This window comes from Alcanivorax nanhaiticus (assembly GCF_000756665.1).
GTDB classification, from domain to species: Bacteria; Pseudomonadota; Gammaproteobacteria; order Pseudomonadales; family Alcanivoracaceae; genus Alcanivorax; species Alcanivorax nanhaiticus.
On record NZ_ARXV01000006.1, the window covers coordinates 151,871 to 167,179 of the forward strand.

Annotated in this window: 17 protein-coding genes and 1 pseudogene; 4 read left to right on the top strand and 14 right to left on the bottom strand. The window is 52.8% G+C overall.

Annotated elements, in window-relative coordinates; genetic code table 11:
• The first annotated feature begins 173 nt into the window (after positions 1 to 173).
• Complete coding sequence (locus Y5S_RS09275; RefSeq protein ID WP_035232417.1) at positions 174 to 779, top strand: 3'-5' exonuclease; 606 nt, start codon at positions 174 to 176, stop codon at positions 777 to 779.
• Positions 776 to 1,060: a metallophosphoesterase gene (locus Y5S_RS09280; protein WP_197055121.1), complete on the top strand. Its 285-nt coding sequence runs from the start codon at positions 776 to 778 to the stop codon at positions 1,058 to 1,060. The genes Y5S_RS09275 and Y5S_RS09280 overlap by 4 nt, the downstream gene beginning before the upstream one ends.
• A 103-nt stretch (positions 1,061 to 1,163) precedes the next feature.
• Here the strand turns inward: Y5S_RS09280 and Y5S_RS09285 are convergent, their stop codons facing one another.
• From Y5S_RS09285 to Y5S_RS09350, 14 genes are all read right to left on the bottom strand, one after another.
• Positions 1,164 to 1,541 (bottom strand): antitoxin Xre-like helix-turn-helix domain-containing protein, encoded by a 378-nt coding sequence (locus Y5S_RS09285; protein ID WP_022990734.1) that lies wholly within the window; start codon positions 1,539 to 1,541, stop codon positions 1,164 to 1,166.
• Complete coding sequence (locus Y5S_RS09290) at positions 1,541 to 1,780, bottom strand: AbrB/MazE/SpoVT family DNA-binding domain-containing protein (protein ID WP_022990735.1); 240 nt, start codon at positions 1,778 to 1,780, stop codon at positions 1,541 to 1,543. Before Y5S_RS09290 ends, Y5S_RS09285 begins: the two co-directional genes overlap by 1 nt.
• 730 nt (positions 1,781 to 2,510) lie before the next feature.
• The gene (locus tag Y5S_RS09295; RefSeq protein ID WP_035232423.1) at positions 2,511 to 4,055 is read right to left on the bottom strand and encodes an ABC transporter substrate-binding protein; all 1,545 of its coding nucleotides are present in this window, start codon (positions 4,053 to 4,055) and stop codon (positions 2,511 to 2,513) included.
• 24 nt (positions 4,056 to 4,079) lie between these two features.
• Positions 4,080 to 4,748 (bottom strand): urease accessory protein UreF, encoded by a 669-nt coding sequence (locus Y5S_RS09300; RefSeq protein WP_197055122.1) that lies wholly within the window; start codon positions 4,746 to 4,748, stop codon positions 4,080 to 4,082.
• 37 nt (positions 4,749 to 4,785) lie between these two features.
• Positions 4,786 to 5,289: an urease accessory protein UreE gene (locus Y5S_RS20165; RefSeq protein ID WP_052041494.1), complete on the bottom strand. Its 504-nt coding sequence runs from the start codon at positions 5,287 to 5,289 to the stop codon at positions 4,786 to 4,788.
• Positions 5,290 to 5,296: 7 nt separating this feature from the next.
• Positions 5,297 to 6,112 (bottom strand): urease accessory protein UreD, encoded by an 816-nt coding sequence (locus Y5S_RS09310; protein ID WP_035232428.1) that lies wholly within the window; start codon positions 6,110 to 6,112, stop codon positions 5,297 to 5,299.
• Positions 6,109 to 6,723 carry an urease accessory protein UreG gene (gene ureG, locus Y5S_RS09315; RefSeq protein WP_035232430.1) on the bottom strand — a complete coding sequence of 205 codons (615 nt, stop codon included), beginning with the start codon at positions 6,721 to 6,723 and terminating at the stop codon, positions 6,109 to 6,111. The genes Y5S_RS09310 and ureG overlap by 4 nt, the downstream gene beginning before the upstream one ends.
• A 12-nt stretch (positions 6,724 to 6,735) precedes the next feature.
• Complete coding sequence (ureC, locus tag Y5S_RS09320; protein WP_035232431.1) at positions 6,736 to 8,451, bottom strand: urease subunit alpha; 1,716 nt, start codon at positions 8,449 to 8,451, stop codon at positions 6,736 to 6,738.
• Between the two features lie 3 nt (positions 8,452 to 8,454).
• Positions 8,455 to 9,141: an urease subunit beta gene (locus tag Y5S_RS09325; RefSeq protein ID WP_035232433.1), complete on the bottom strand. Its 687-nt coding sequence runs from the start codon at positions 9,139 to 9,141 to the stop codon at positions 8,455 to 8,457.
• 79 nt (positions 9,142 to 9,220) lie between these two features.
• Positions 9,221 to 9,928: an ABC transporter ATP-binding protein gene (locus Y5S_RS09330; protein ID WP_035232435.1), complete on the bottom strand. Its 708-nt coding sequence runs from the start codon at positions 9,926 to 9,928 to the stop codon at positions 9,221 to 9,223.
• Positions 9,925 to 11,718, bottom strand: a complete 1,794-nt coding sequence (locus Y5S_RS09335) for a branched-chain amino acid ABC transporter ATP-binding protein/permease (RefSeq protein ID WP_081939722.1) — start codon at positions 11,716 to 11,718, stop codon at positions 9,925 to 9,927. The genes Y5S_RS09330 and Y5S_RS09335 overlap by 4 nt, the downstream gene beginning before the upstream one ends.
• The gene (locus Y5S_RS09340) at positions 11,711 to 12,547 is read right to left on the bottom strand and encodes a branched-chain amino acid ABC transporter permease (RefSeq protein ID WP_035232437.1); all 837 of its coding nucleotides are present in this window, start codon (positions 12,545 to 12,547) and stop codon (positions 11,711 to 11,713) included. Before Y5S_RS09340 ends, Y5S_RS09335 begins: the two co-directional genes overlap by 8 nt.
• Positions 12,548 to 12,610: 63 nt before the next feature.
• The gene (locus tag Y5S_RS09345) at positions 12,611 to 13,762 is read right to left on the bottom strand and encodes a substrate-binding protein (protein ID WP_035232439.1); all 1,152 of its coding nucleotides are present in this window, start codon (positions 13,760 to 13,762) and stop codon (positions 12,611 to 12,613) included.
• A gap of 228 nt (positions 13,763 to 13,990) precedes the next feature.
• Positions 13,991 to 14,599, bottom strand: coding sequence for an IS3 family transposase (locus tag Y5S_RS09350; protein WP_052041495.1), 609 nt, complete (start codon positions 14,597 to 14,599; stop codon positions 13,991 to 13,993).
• A 92-nt stretch (positions 14,600 to 14,691) separates the two neighbouring features.
• Here Y5S_RS09350 and Y5S_RS19680 point away from each other — a divergent pair, with 92 nt between their 5' ends.
• Positions 14,692 to 14,835: a hypothetical protein gene (locus Y5S_RS19680; RefSeq protein ID WP_156107686.1), complete on the top strand. Its 144-nt coding sequence runs from the start codon at positions 14,692 to 14,694 to the stop codon at positions 14,833 to 14,835.
• Positions 14,836 to 14,847: 12 nt separating this feature from the next.
• Positions 14,848 to 15,171 (top strand): annotated as a pseudogene (locus Y5S_RS19685) (M48 metallopeptidase family protein); the annotation flags it as partial.
• Between the last annotated feature and the right edge of the window lie 138 nt (positions 15,172 to 15,309).

Below are 15,309 nucleotides of genomic sequence, written 5' to 3' on the forward strand. Positions count from 1 at the left end.
CTCTCCCGTCCAGCAAAATCGAGCAAGAAATCAGAAAAATCATCGTTTGTGAGGAGTCGCCCTCAAGCGCCAACAACTCCGGTAAACTAGATCTACGAATCAAGAAAAGTGAAACTCTAGGTGAGCGGAATATCCGCTTTTAAGATGCCAAGCCGAGTGCCCGGGCGAGAAAAATGCGTGACGACACAATCCTGGTTGTCGACCTTGAGGCGACCTGTTGGGAAGACCAGACGACACCCGCAGGTGATGCTCAGTGTGTCAACAACATGGAGATCATTGAAGTCGGGTGTGCCCTCGCCACTCGGAAAGGAAGCCTGCTGGATGCCCGCTCGTTTTTGGTCAGGCCAACCCGGAATCCTGTGCTGAGCGACTTCTGCATGGAGCTGACCGGGATCACCCAGTCGATGGTGGATGCCGCACCCACACTCCCCGAGGCGATTGAGGCCATGCATGCCTGGCTGGGTGATCTACCGGACCACTTCATCTGGTGCAGCTGGGGCAACTACGACAGATTACATCTGGAAGCCCAAAGCCTGCTGGACGGTGCGCAGCCAGCTATCCTGGCCCGCCCTCATCTGAACCTGAAACGTATCTGGCGACGCACCACCGGCCAGAAGAGGAAGAATGGATTTGCCAACGCGCTAGCTTTTCACGGGTTGGAATTTGAGGGCCATCACCATCGTGGTGTGGACGATGCGCGAAATATGGCCCGAGTCCTCCCGTATATGGATTGGTCTTTGGAACCCGAGTTGCTGACGCCACCGGAGGTGCCAGTATGAAACTGGTCTGTATTTCCGACACCCACAGCCTGCACCATCGCATACCGGATATTCCAGATGGCGATGTATTGATCCATGCTGGTGACTGCCTGGGCCAGGGCACGCTGGAGAACATCGAAGAGCTCAATGACTGGCTCGGAACGCTGCCGCATCGGTATAAGATTGTGATTGCCGGCAATCACGACTGGGCTTTCCAGGAAACGCCGGAACTAGCCCGTCAGGCACTGACCAACGCCATTTACCTCGAAGACAGTGGCGTGGAGATTGAGGGATCCGGGTGATCCTTAGCATGGAAAGCCTCTCGAGCTGGCTCCGTATTTCCTACCACTCAAACAAAAAAGGTGACCAAACTGACCGCCCAAAATCTTGGTCGACGGGGGCTGGTTAACCCGCCCGCTTTGCATCAAAGTAGCGTCGAGTTTCCATGAGGTGCTTCATGGAGCCTAGCGCCATAAAGTCCAGGGCAGACGTTCCAGCGAAAGGAACTTCACTGGTTACCAGGCGAATCCGGTGATTGGCGCGCTCGGCCGTTGGGTACATGACTCTCAAGGATTTGTAGATGCCCAGGATGTAGCTGATGCGCTCCAGGGTATCCTGCGAGAGCGTGACGTGTGGCAACGTCTCATACTTGGCCAGCGTGCTCCGGGACACACCGCCGAGCAACTGCATCATCTCTTTCTGGGTGCAGTCCCATTCGCGACAGATACCAAAAAAGCCTTTGAGAGCCACATGCCCTCTAGTTTTTTCGTCATCGAGGGCCATTATGTTCGTCCATCCTTGGGCTGCTCTCGATCTTCCACAAAGTCGTCACTGACGCCTTCAGAGTCGAACCACTCGTCCCAAACCGGATCGGTTGGTCGCTCGTAGCCTTTGACTGTCCCCTTTAGGCGTTCCAGAGGTGTAAGCTCCTGAGGGAGCGGCTCGGCCAGCTCGTCAGCATGGGCGGTGTGGGCATCTAGGCCGTCCAGGAGTTCTTTTTCGGTTGGGCGTTTGGTCTTCATGGCACACTCTCCGCAATCACAAGCAGGCCAACTCCGGGGCAGTAGGCTGCAGATAGTATGACTTTACCACCCGAACGAAGCGAGCTACATAGCCGCACTCGCCCAATGGGGGCTGCCATTCGTCGGGACCTTCGGCTCCCTTGCTCAGGCTCGCCTCGACAGGCAAAAGACTAACCGAGTCATTGGCGATGGACCGGCGCTTCTGGCCAAGCCATTCTCAGGCTCCACGATCCCAAACCCAGGCCAGCGGTACAACACGTGATCAATATCGATATCCGAAGCGTTCTGAATGACGCTGCCGGTAAACGGGCTGCCCCAACGGCCGGTTACTACCCTGCATCCCTGTTCAGTAGCAAATCGAACGGGCGCCGTCGAGGACGCCACCAGTGAGTGCCTAAGCCCGACTATCCTGACAACTCCGGCACTGATCGCTCCAGCCGTGACCAAACTCAGAACGCTGGTAACTCAAGTGTTCAACGCTTTCCATGGGATGTGCGTCGACATCACTTAACAGCGCCAGCGAGAGTCCTTTGGGCAACTACCCCCCGGCGTCCAGGCAAGCCTGAATGATGTCAAAAGAAGTAAAGCTCTGGGTTCTGTCATACCCGCTACTCTGGGGAGGAGGATGGCACAAACCGCTGTTCGACTGTTTTACGTTACCGGCTTTGGCTGTTACTTGGAAAAAGGAGGCCGGTGACACTAACCCAATTTGGTTTACAACGTCCCTGATTTACTTCAACCTCACTCCTCGAAAATCATGCCAGCATTGGTTGACCGTAGTTAACCCCATTACCCTCTGCGAATAGGCAAACATTCCGCGCCGAGAGGTAAACAAAGGTAGGATAGGCAGGTGTTTCATCAGCAACGAATCTGCCTCACGGTAGAGCGACCTCCTGCTTGACGCTTCGATTGTATTTCGTGCTCGGTCCAATAGAACATCCACCCCTGTATCATTGTTGTACCCAGCATTGAAGCCAACAGGCGATTGGTTGGAGCCATGAAGCACTTGGGCCAGCCAAAGATCGGATGACATGCCCCAACTCATCTCTGTAAAAGCAACACCCACGGGAGCACCCTCACGCCATTGATTGCAGTACGTGACCCAGTCTTTGTGGAAAGTTATCTCTAACTGGATGCCTACTCTTTCCAAGTCTTGGGCCAACCGCTTGTATATTGCACTCGGGTCGAGCTGTGCAGAGCCCGCTTGGGCTGCCTCCACTTTAAGCACTAGCCCATCAGAAAAACCCGCATCTGCCAAGAGCTTTATGGCTAACTCTGGATCATACGAATAGAAGTCTGGCGCGAACTCATCATACGACGGAGCTCCAGGTGGAATTGCACTGACTGCGGGCATAGCAGCACCGGGAAAGAGGTCCGCACACAGCGCCTGGCGATCGATAGCATGTGCTATTGCATGCCGTACACGCAAGTCTGATATCTGTGGGTCTCTCTGGTTAAACACTAGATACCAGAGGTAAGGTGGTGCAAACTCCGGTACGTTAAAGCCCTGCGCAGACAAACTGTCCAAATCTGCCCCCTCCAGACTATACGCAAAGTCCACCCGTCCTTCGATTAGCGCTCTTACTCGATCGTCACGATCAGGAAAAGGCAAAAACTGAATAGCCTCAATCTGAGGACAACCATACCAATAATCTTCGTTTCGACGCAGTTCTACAGCAGAACCATACGCGGTTTCAAATCGACGATAGAACTGAAATGGGCCAGTCCCTGGTGCTCTATCAGCACACTCATCAGGACCATATTTCCGAATTGCTTCAGGACTAATCAATGACTGTGATCCCGGAGCGTCCTCTTGTGTCATATACCGGAGAAACTCCGGATTTGGCTCGGAAAGGCTAAGCTCAACCGTCATCTCATCAAGTGCTCTAACTCTATCGATCAGTCCAACTCCAGAGCGGTTCAAGTCCGCGGCCACAGGTGAGAAAAAAGGTGAATCCGGACAGCATAAGCGCTCGTAGTTGATAACCACAGCTTCTGCGTTTAGTGGAGCACCATCATGAAAATTCACGCCGTCCCTTATTTTGAAAACATAGGTACGAAAATCTTCTGATATCTCACATTCGACTGCGAGCCTTGGGATAACATCTGTCGGGTCATTGAAATTAGCGGGAGCGGAATCAAAATCGTCTTCGAATAGGCTTTCATGGGTCTGCTGCACTACTCGACCCGTATTCCACCCCCCGAACGATCTGGGGGGATCAATCTCATCTACCGACCAATCAAGAGCAACCCTCAGGATCTTGTCTTCTTGCATATGCTTTTCCTAATTGAATATTTTTTAAGTGGCAAATAACCGACTATGATCTCCGGCATGGCGCATTGACGCGATCTCTAAACCTGCTGCGGCACCACATTCCATCTCACCGATCCCCGTGCCAAGAGATATCCCCGCAGACCCAATAATCTCAGGAGCAAGAACGACCAACATCTCTTGAGCTGCAGACGCAGGAATCACGTCCAAACGAACGGCCGCTGACAGGATCATCGTGACGACGCCTCGTAACTCCATAAGCACAGTATCTTCCCTGCTTATTCCCATTGCAGCTGCAACGGCTCCAGATACTACTGATACATGGCCTGGGGTTTTTTTGTCCGAGACTTCCTGGACAAATTTTACGAGCGTAGAGTTAGCGTGGAAAGCGGGTGCCAACGTAGCTAGCCTGCTACCGCAACGACGAGAAGCCGCTTGTGATGAAGCTGTCAGCTTGAGGAGGTCTAGCCGGGCATCTATCTCAAGCAAACCGCTAAGAAGGCCAGCTCCAAGCGCGTCATGGGCCAACGCGGCAGCTGCACCATCAGCTCGTGCAACCCCGTGAGTCAGAGCTGACATAATCATGCTTTGCAGATCTTGTGGCGTTTCGACTCGCCCATCTCTGAACAAGCGCTCAAGACCAAATGCATGTGCATGCCTCCCAATCGGCAATGCTGAATCAGAAAGCTGCATCATTGCCAATACAGAGCTAGCGTGAGTATCGAAGGTACAGTTAGTCATGGAGGTGATGATGGGAACCATGGTCTAAGACGGTCGCGCCACTCGGGGGCGCGTCAGCAGCAAAAGCTCGCTCCTCAAACCGAATCTGGATATTCCGGAAGCCTAGTGCGCGAACTGGCCGTGCGGTTAGGTCTGGTGTGTCAGTTACGGGTACCAGAATTTCATCATTGCGGAATTCAGCAGGGGTATGCCGATTACCTAGTGCATGACCAATCTGGAAGGCCTGTGAAGGTTCTAACTCGCTCAAGGCGACGACCATCACTAACTCAGGTCGCCGGGCAACAACTAGAATTCGTCTAGTGTCATCGTGGACTACAGCCCCATCAAAGAGCCAATCTGGTCTGGGTAAATCTATCCCGACTTGCTCTCCATTTTCACTAACCGCACGCAATCGGCGACGTCCTGCGTCTGCAGCTGTGATCCAGATTTTATCTCTAGCTCTTCCGTTAAAAGCCATGTCATCGAAACGACCTAGAATTTCGTGTACTAGCAACATTGTTCTTCTACTTCCTTAATGTTGGTACCGGGCGACCTCGAACATGATGTCGGGCGATAGCCCACACGCTCTGCATAGCATTTCGTAAAGCCGGAGCATCGTCGGCAAGAAAACGGACGATGGCGCCGCAACCGGAAGCGAGAGCTGCAGCCCCGCCATAGACCATTTTTAATTCCTCAAGCCGTGCACTAATTTTCGTGGCCAGCTCTTCTTGATCGTTTTTCTGGCTCAAGATCACAAGAGAGCCAATATATCCGGCTTGCCCCAACGCTCCTATTAACGCCGGGCTCGCTTCGCCCGGCCTAAACGTCGACGCGTCGACCAATACCGGCTGACCGTTAAAACTTGCCTCAAGGCGTAACGAGACCGCGTCATAAACGTATTCCTCACCGCGGGCAACCCTACCAGGAGCAATGCTTTCACCCAGGATTGCCTCTGCCCCCTCAGCCAGGTCAATGTGAGTTTCCTGCCGGTACACAGCCTTGGGATGCGCGATAATCATGTCCGGAATCGATTCGATAAACGCCCCTCGGCCCAGCTTGATGTGCGTTGTCTGAGCAGCCAATCCATTGCCTTGAATACGAGTTGCGGAGGGCGTTGAGATGCAAACTGAGGCATCGTCCTCAAGATGCAAATCGGTATGAAGCCGGTCCCCCCCAAAAACCGACCCCGCCGCATTCTGGGTGTAGATCAAGGCGCCAGATTCAGACTCAAATGGAAGCACTCCCGTAGTAGTCATCGGATACCGCTGCCTACGCTCCACTAGTCTAGTACGGCCGTATTTGTCGGTGCGAAAACGCAGCGCCAGCAGACCGTCGTTCATCCGGTCAGCTTTCCGAAAAGCGCACTTCGTTTAATTTCCTCAAACACTGCCTTTACTCCCAGGCCACTGCGGAGGTCGGTGAAAAGAGATGCTCTATCTGGGCGCGCTAACGAGACGTCGCCTGTGATCCGTTCCAAATCGGCATCTACATGCGGAGCTAGATCTATCTTGTTGACCACCAGCAAATCTGCTCTCAACACACCCAAACCTCGCTTTCGGGGAATATCATCTCCGCCAGATACATCTATGACAAAAGCCCACCAGTCCACAAGCTCACTAGAGAAAGTGGCAGCTAAGTTATCCCCTCCGCTCTCGATGAGAATGACGTCAGGCTGAAAGCGTCGCTCTAACCGTTCCGCTGCTTCAAGGTTTACAGATGGGTCTTCACGGATGGCAGTGTGAGGACAGGCCCCGCTTTCGACACCTAGAACTCTCTCGGGATCGATTAAGCCCGAACGCTTGACCCGCTCAGCATCCTCATCTGTAACAAGATCGTTTGTTATCACTGCGACAGAGATAGATTCCTCACTAAACAAAGGGAGCAAGCGTTCCACTAACCGCGTTTTTCCACTACCAACTGGGCCTCCGAACCCTAAACGAACCGCTGCCATAGCCTAGACTCCTTACTTAAGCATGTATGATTGTCCCAGCGTCACCCGAGTTAAAGGTGTGCTGATGAGTGGCTGACCATCGATTCGTACTTGAAAAGACTCTGCGTCAACATCGATGTTCGGCACTAGATCATTCAGCAACATATCGCTTTTTCTGGTCCCTCGTGTGTCAGCTACGGGTACCATGGCGGACTTGAGATCTAGTCGACGAGCAATGCCTGAAGTGATCGCGGCTGGAGAGACGAAGCGCACACCCAAAGCCTGAGGTGCCCGCCCGAAATAGCCCCACATAGGTCTGTAACGAAGTGGCTCACAGCTCATCAGCGATGCGTTGGCCTCACCCAACGGCGCCCACACAGGAAAGCCAGATTTCATAATGAGTTCCGGCTTGGCTCCAAAGTATTCCGGTTTCCAAAACACGAGATCGGCCAATTTCCCTACCTCTAGCGAACCAACTTCAGCATCAATGCCAAACATTCGTGCTGGGTTGATCGTATATTTTGCAAGATACCGACGAATTCTGAAGTTATCTGCTCCACTACCGCGGTCTTCCGGTAACGTCCCCCGAAGCTCTCTCATATGATCGGCAAGTTGCCAGCACCGCGTAATAGTCTCTCCGATTCTCCCCATTCCTTGGCTATCTGATCCGATCGCGCTTATGGCGCCAATGTCATGCAAGACATCCTCGGCCCCAATAGTTTCTTTACGGATTCGGCTCTCCGCAAATGCAACATCTTCGGGCAGCCGAGGATTAAGGTGGTGACTCGTCATGGCCATATCGAAGTGTTCATCGAAGGTGTTTATGGTGAACGGGTTCGTCGGGTTGGTCGATGAAGGCAAAATGTTGGCTTTTCCGCACATTCGAATGATGTCTGGCGCGTGGCCTCCACCAGCACCCTCTACATGGTATGCATGGATGCCACGTCCGGCGATGGCACGCATTGTGTGTTCGACGAATCCGGACTCATTAAGCGTATCGGTATGCAGCTGAATTTGACCCCCACCGATCTCGGCAGCCTTGAGAGCAGCATCAATAACCGCCGGAGTCGCACCCCAGTCCTCGTGAATTTTTAACCCCGCTGCGCCGGCGGCTAACTGTTCTAGTAACGGCTCAACTGTGTGGGAAGCGGCCTTTGCAATAAATCCAAAGTTGACAGGGAAGGCTTCTGCTGCCCGCAACATGTGCCCCAAATTTGTCGTTCCAGTTGAGGCTATAGGAACAGTAGTCGGGCCGAGACCGCCGCCCATCAATGTTGTGAAGCCAGCCGAAAGCGCTTCCTCTACTTGTCCCGGGTCGATGAAATGAACATGACAGTCAATCGCGCCAGCAGTGACGATTAACCCCTCAGCCGCTCGAACATCTGTGTTAACTCCCACGATAAGGCCAGCAGTCACGCCGTCCATTATGTTTGGATCACCTGCTTTACCTATGCCAGCAATCCGGCCATTCTTGATGCCAATGTCCGCTTTAATAACGCCAAGAACCGTATCGATGATCAAAGCGTTAGTGATGACGAGGTCAAGCACGCCATCAGCCGCAGTTAAAACACCATCGCATCCAGTGCCGCACCTCATGGTTTTACCTGCACCGAACACTAACTCGTCACCACCAACACAGCTGTCGTGCTCCACTTTTGCCCATAAGCCGGTGTCACCCAACCTAACAGAATCCCCTACAGTAGGCCCATAAAGCTGTACGTACCTCGAACGTTCGATTGAATGAGCCATACACTACTCCTGCAAGAAGTCTGATAGTCGGGATTTTGCGGCGGAATAGACGTTTGGGTCGTCCAGAGAGCCGTTAACCAAACCTGCAAGGCCGTTTACAATTCTGGCTCCGCCAATTGCCACTAGGTTGACCTCCCGCAGGTCCCCTGGCTCAAAGCGCAGTGTTGTTCCAGCAGGGATATCGAGGCGAAATCCGTATGCGGCCGTACGATCGAAATATAGCGCTGGGTTGACTTCGAAGAAGTGATAATGCGAACCAACTTGGACGGGGCGGTCAGCTTTGCTTTGGACCCTTAAGCTCGTCGTATCGCGCCCGCTGTTTACCTCTACTGGTGCTTTACCAAGCTTCCATCGCGGGTTGAGGGGTACCATAAGATCCGACGTTCCCGGCCCGATCGGATCATGGACGCAAACGAGTTTCTGCCCATCTGGAAAAAATGCCTCAACCATAACGACGTCGATCCGCTCAGCAACGCCCGGCATCACATCATCTTCGGTTAACAGGCTTGCTCCTAAGGAAACCATGTCAGAAACGGTTCCCCCTTTACGCGCACCTTCACAGATAGCGTCGGCGATCATAGCCCGGGCTTCAGGCTCACTGACAGAAAGTCCTTTTTTATGACGAGACCTCGCAAGCTCTGCTGCCTGGTGCAACAGAAGCCGATCAATTTCGCGCGGAAAAAGCCGCATTACTTACCTCCTAACAATTGCGCATGATCTGTTCACTACTGACCTTGCACTTGAAATGGGCGACCACACCCGCGCCTGTTTAGACCGCTAGATGAGCCGACAACTGATCGCTTGTTACTTGGCTATCCACTACCCCTTGGTCAACTATCTCGCCGAGCTTCAGGATCATGAAGCGGTTCGCAATGCTTAAAGCAAAGTCCAGGTGCTGTTCCACGAGCAGTACGGAAATACCTAGGTCATCACGTGCCTTGACCAATACTTCTGCCATACGGTCAACCATTGCGGGTTGGAGGCCTTCCGTTATCTCATCGATAAGCATCAATCTCGGGTGTGAAATTAGGCCTCGACACATCAACAACATCTTTTGCTCACCTCCAGAAAGAGTGCCGGCCCGCTGTTTCATCCGTTCAAGGATACGAGGGAAGAGTGACTCGATTGTTGGCAGGCGCTGCCTGAAGAGGCGGTCCGAATTGACCCCAAGCCGTAAGTTATCTTCGACTGATAGGTCAGGGAATAAGGTGTTTTCCTGTGGAATATGAGCAACGCCAGATCGCGCCATCATATGCGGGGGGGTCTGCGTAACGTCCTTATCTCTTAAGATTACTTGTCCGCCAAAAGGACTAACAAAGCCCATAATAGTCTTGAGAAGAGTAGACTTGCCCATACCGTTCTTTCCCAGTACTGCCAAGATCTCACCCTGTTTTATATCCAGCGAAACGTCCCTCACCACGGCAGCTGAACCGTACCCGCTTGTAATATCGCTTAGTGTTAGGATCGCATCGCTCATGCCGATTCATCCTCTTTGTGGCCCGCGTACACGGCCTTGACCAAGTCAGACGCGACGACCTCTTCTACAGTACCCTCCATCAGGATTGCCCCTTGATGAAGAACGACAACGCGATCACTAATCGCTCTAACAAAGTCGAGGTCATGTTCGATAAGAACGATGCAAAGACCGAAGTCCCGTGTCAGTTTTGTCAGGACACTACCTATAGCCATGCGCTCTGGTCTTGTTAGCCCTGCCGTAGGCTCATCGAGCAGAAGTACCGACGGTTCAGTTGCCAAAACCATCGCTAGCTCCAGGCCACGCTTCATCCCATGGGAAAGGTTCTTAGTTTCTTCGGAAAGTTTTTTGTCTAGGCCTGTTGCTTGCAGAATGTCCAGTGATGGCTGAGGTAGGGCGACAGTGTCGCTACGACTGAAGAGACTGGCGCCATCAATCCGGTAACGAGCCAGCTTAAGACATTCCGAAACGGTTAGTGTCTCGAATAGATTGGTGTTCTGAAAACTTCTGCCCACGCCCAGACCCACTACTTGCTGAGGTGAACTGTGCGCTATCTCGACATTGTTGATGTAAAGCGTCCCGGTCGTTCTTTCTTTTCCGTCGCTGATGCAGCGCATCAAAGTAGTCTTCCCCGCACCATTGGGACCAATAATACCCAGCAGTTCGGTACCCTTTCCTATGAGGTTCACATCCCTTAAGACCTCTAAACTACCGTACCGACGTGAGAGCCCTACTATTCTTAAGGGTGGTGCATCTCCGAAAGATCCCTGCAACATTCTGGTCCCCGGTGCTTTAACAACGCTGGCCTCAAAATCAATGGCATTTCGTTGCGGACGGAGGCGATTCCATAGGCCGCTGATAAGGGGTGCGAGACCACGGGGTAACGCAACTATAACCCCTACGAAAGCTATGCCGGTGAGCAGTTTCCAGAAGAAGGGCATTGCCCCTGAAAGCCAGGAAGACATGGTATCAATACCGATGGCCGCGAAAACGGGGCCAAGCAAGGTCGCCCTCCCTCCTAAAGCAGTCCAGATTAAAAGCTCGGTACCAAGCTGAAAACCCGCTAGCTCTGGCGCAACAACATTTGAGAACGCTGCGTACGCAAACCCGGCAACTGAGGCTACCATTGCCGCAGCCACCATCAGCATCGTTTTGATACGCGATACAGGTATGCCCAAGTATGCGCTGCGGTCCTCGTTCTCACGGATAGCAATAAGTACACGACCGAAGTCGCTACGAACCAGCAACCATCCTGCGGTAGTGGTTAGTACAAGAAAACACCCAGCTATCCAGAACCAAACTTCCAGGCTCCAGAAATACGTCGGAAAGCCCGAAAGTCCGCTGGACGATCCAGTGTAGCTACCGCCGGAATATATGACCTGAGTGAGAACGATAGGTAATGCGAGGGTTATAATAGACGCATAAATAGGTGACGAACCGTGGAAAAAGGCCAACCATCCCGTACCAGCTGCCACGACTGCCGCTGAACCCAATGCCAAAGCTAGGCCACCTAGAGCCCAGCCAGGCCCGAATCCGTAGTGAGTAAATACAAGGCCACATGCATACGCGCCTATACCAAAAAAGGCGGATTGGCCAAACGTCAGAATACCTGTATATCCCCAGAGTATATCCACCGTCATAACCACGGCAGCAAGAAGCAATGTCCTAATGAGGATGTTGGTAAAGTAAGTGTCAAGAAACAAAGGCGCGATGGCTACTGTACACAGCCCAACCAGACACCCAATAAGGGCTGTGCGATGAGTACGAGATAGCGTAATTTCTTTTCTAGGCACGACTAAACCCCTTCGGATTTAAACGGAGAATCATTGCTGCAAGAACCACGATTGTCATACCTCCGAGAATAGGGCTGATGAAAGTACTGATGAGCACTTGAGTTCCCCCCAGAACTAGCGATGCAAGCAGAAGGCTTGGGAAAGAGACTCCCGATATCAGAACCAGCATGAAGCTGTTGACCAGCCAAGGTAGTCCCATATTGGGATCAACCGATAGTAACGGCGTTATCAGGGCGCCAGCAGCACAAGCCAATCCCGCACCTAAGCCAAAAGTGATGGCGCGGACCCTGGTGCTATCAATGCCCAAACCGCGGGCCAGGTTCTCATTGACAATCACAGCCCGGGCATTGAGACCAAAACGTGTAAGGCTAAGTAATGCTATAAGGGCAATCGCGAGCAGTACGGCGATAGCGCTAACTGCTAATCGGTATGCCGAGTACTCAATACCGAGAACCTCAATAGTTCCCGATAATGGGGATGGGGCAAACTGAACGCCGCGACCGAACGTCAGCGCAAATATCTGGCTGATTACAATACCTAGCCCCCAAGTGGCGAGAATGGCGTCAAGCGGTCGGTTATAAAGCGGCCTGATGATGGTACGTTCGACAAGCAACCCGAAAACAATCCCGACGATCCCGGCGAGTGGCACGGAAAACCATGGGCTTATGCCAGCAGCACCGGTTAGGTATGCGGCATATCCACCGGCGGTAAGAAACGCCCCGTGGGCGAAGTTCAAAAGCTTCATTACCCCAAGGATGATCATTAAACCGCTTGCTACGACAAATAGAATTCCGGCTGTCGTCAAAATATCGAAGATGACGCTACCCACATTAAACCTCTTACCAGTAGAGGGCGCGGATCTAAATATATAAGACCGCGCGCCACAAGCTAATTAGTCGGCGAATTGCGGGCACTGTTCGCCCGGGTCAACGTTCTTAAAAGACTTCACGACCTCGACGGAACCATCGCTTGCCACTTTACCAAGGTACATAGTTAGGGCGGCATGCCGTTGTTTATCCATCTTTATTGCCCCTCTTGGACCCTCGACAGTTACCTCGGAGAGGGCGTCTATGACTGCGGATGGTTCAGTAGATCCAGCCTTCTCGACAGCGGCAGCGTATGCGTATATCCCGTCGTACAGAGGAACAGACAGCTCATGAGGTGTCTCCGCATCATCGCCAAACTTATCCTTTATAGCTTGAAGAAACTCTCTGTTGGCTGGTGTGTCCAAGCTTGATATATAAGACGCTGCTAAATAGACTCCTTCCGCGTCCCCGCCCATGCTTTTTGCAGTGCCCTCGTCGATCGCATAGTTCCCGTATGGAATATCCACTCCTGCTGACCGGAGCTGCCGCGTGAGTGTCACATTAGGAGCACCACCCGATGTAGAAGTAATCAATGCATCAGGATTTGCCGAACGCAACTGCGAAATGATTGCTGTCCAATCGGAGCCTTCGATGGGCAGATAGGATTCACCGACGACGGTTCCCCCTTTGCTCTCCACATACTCACGCGTAAATTTAAGCATTCCCCGACCGAAGGCATAGTCACTGCCAATCAGGAAAAACTTTTTAGCGTCATATTCAGACATAAACTGATCTACGATAGGTTCTACCTGTTGCTCCGGAACCCAGGCATTTATATACATCCATGGCGAGCAGGAACGACCCTCATAGAAGGATGTATAGATGAGAGGAACTCTGCCACGGTTTACAATTGGCAGGCCTGCATTTCGAGCCGCCGTAGTCTCCATTGCGACAATGCCGTCGACCTCTTTTTGAAAGACCAAGCTATCGTATGCTCGCTGTGCGCCTTGGGCCCCGGATCCATCATCAGCAATCTCCAGCTGCAAAGGTCGGCCTATTACTCCTCCTTTGGCATTAATTTCGGCGACCGCCAACTCAGCCGCCTGAACCATGGATGGCGCGACAACGCTATTGGCTCCGCTCAGTCCAACAGGAATTCCAATCTTTATCGGATCGGCGGCGTAAGCAGAAATATTCAAGCAAATCCCAAGACCGAAAACTAAACTTTTTAATCTCATGGTTTTTCCTTTTATAAAAGATAAGTTGCGCAGATTTCTAGCAAAGGACGGGCCAAGTCGGGAAAAGCTCTGTTTTTCAGCGCTAGCTCACTTGGGATCGCGGTGTGCACACTTGCGTGTTTTTCTAAAACTAAACCAAGGCACACTCAAAAATGCTCCATAATTGAGCGCACCCGCACCAAACCAGCTCACTATGGTAACAATGGCAGGCCTGACCCTGACCCCGTATTAGGTCCATCCGGAGTTGGAAAAATCCGGCTCCAGTTGCTTCTGTTTTCCTCGTGAAACCGCATGTTTTCTGGCGTAGTCAGACGGCGTGGACCACGTAAATGCAGAATGGGGTCGGACTTGAGTATAGAACGTCCGCCACGCTTCGATTTTCTCCCTGGCGTCGGCCAGTGACAAGAACCAGTTTTCGGTGAGGCACTCCTGTCGCAGCCGTCCATTGAACGATTCTACCGTTGCGTTGTCGGTAGGTTTTCCGGGCCGTGAGAAGTCGATTTCGATGTTCCGCTCATACGCCCGGCGATCCATGACCTTGCCGGCGAACTCCGACCCGTTGTCGGTCTTAAGAACGTCCGGGTTGCCCCGGAAGCGCGCAATCGCCGTCAAGGCTTCCTGAACATCATGGCTCTTCAGGCTCTGTCCAACCACGATGCCGAGGCACTCCCGGGTGAACAGATCAATGATCGTCAGCAGGCGCAGTCGCCGACCATCGAACAGCGCGTCTGAAACAAAATCCATGCCCCAGATGTGATTGGGATGGTTGGCCTGCTGTAGCGGCTGTCGGTTCTTGGCCGCCTTGTTGCGCCTAGCCCGGCCCGCCTTCGAACAAATTGTTCGATAAAGGTATCGGGGCTATCGGCCGGAAAGATCTCGCCGAGCGCCACCGGGATGTCCGGCCGCGACAATGGGTGAGCGGCGAGAGCATGCTGTATCTGGGCCGGCGGTATGTGCTGAAGGTCATCCAGGCCCCGGAGCAGCGCAAGGTTACCTGCAAACTGATTGGCGGCCAGCTGCGCGTGCAGGGCAAGGAGCTGAGTGCGGATCGGATACAGAAAGCCGTGCGCTAGTGGTACCGGGATCGCGCCCTGGAGGTGTTCCAGCGCAGGCTCGACCTGATGGTTGAGAGTCTGCCCTGGACAACGACGGCACCGACCTGGCGCATGGTGGAGATGCAAACCCAGTGGGGGAGCTGCTCACCGGAAGGGGCCATCCTGCTGAACCCTCACCTGATCAAAGCCCCGATCTGTGCCATCGACTACGTGCTGCTGCACGAGCTGTGTCATCTGGTGGAGCATAACCACAGCCCGCGCTTTTATGGGCTACTGGATCGGTTTATGCCGGATTGGCGGTCGGTGAAGGAAAGGCTGGATGGTCAGGCAGATTCAATTTTGACTAGAATCTAAAGTCAAAAATTGGTTGTAGTGCTCTTGGAGAAATTGTCTGGTTTTGAGGTAGAACACAATCTCCTTGAACACCTATGATTCCTTTTTGATAGGCGTTAGTTGCTCATCGTTTTTTGCAGGAAGATTGGATCGGAGCTT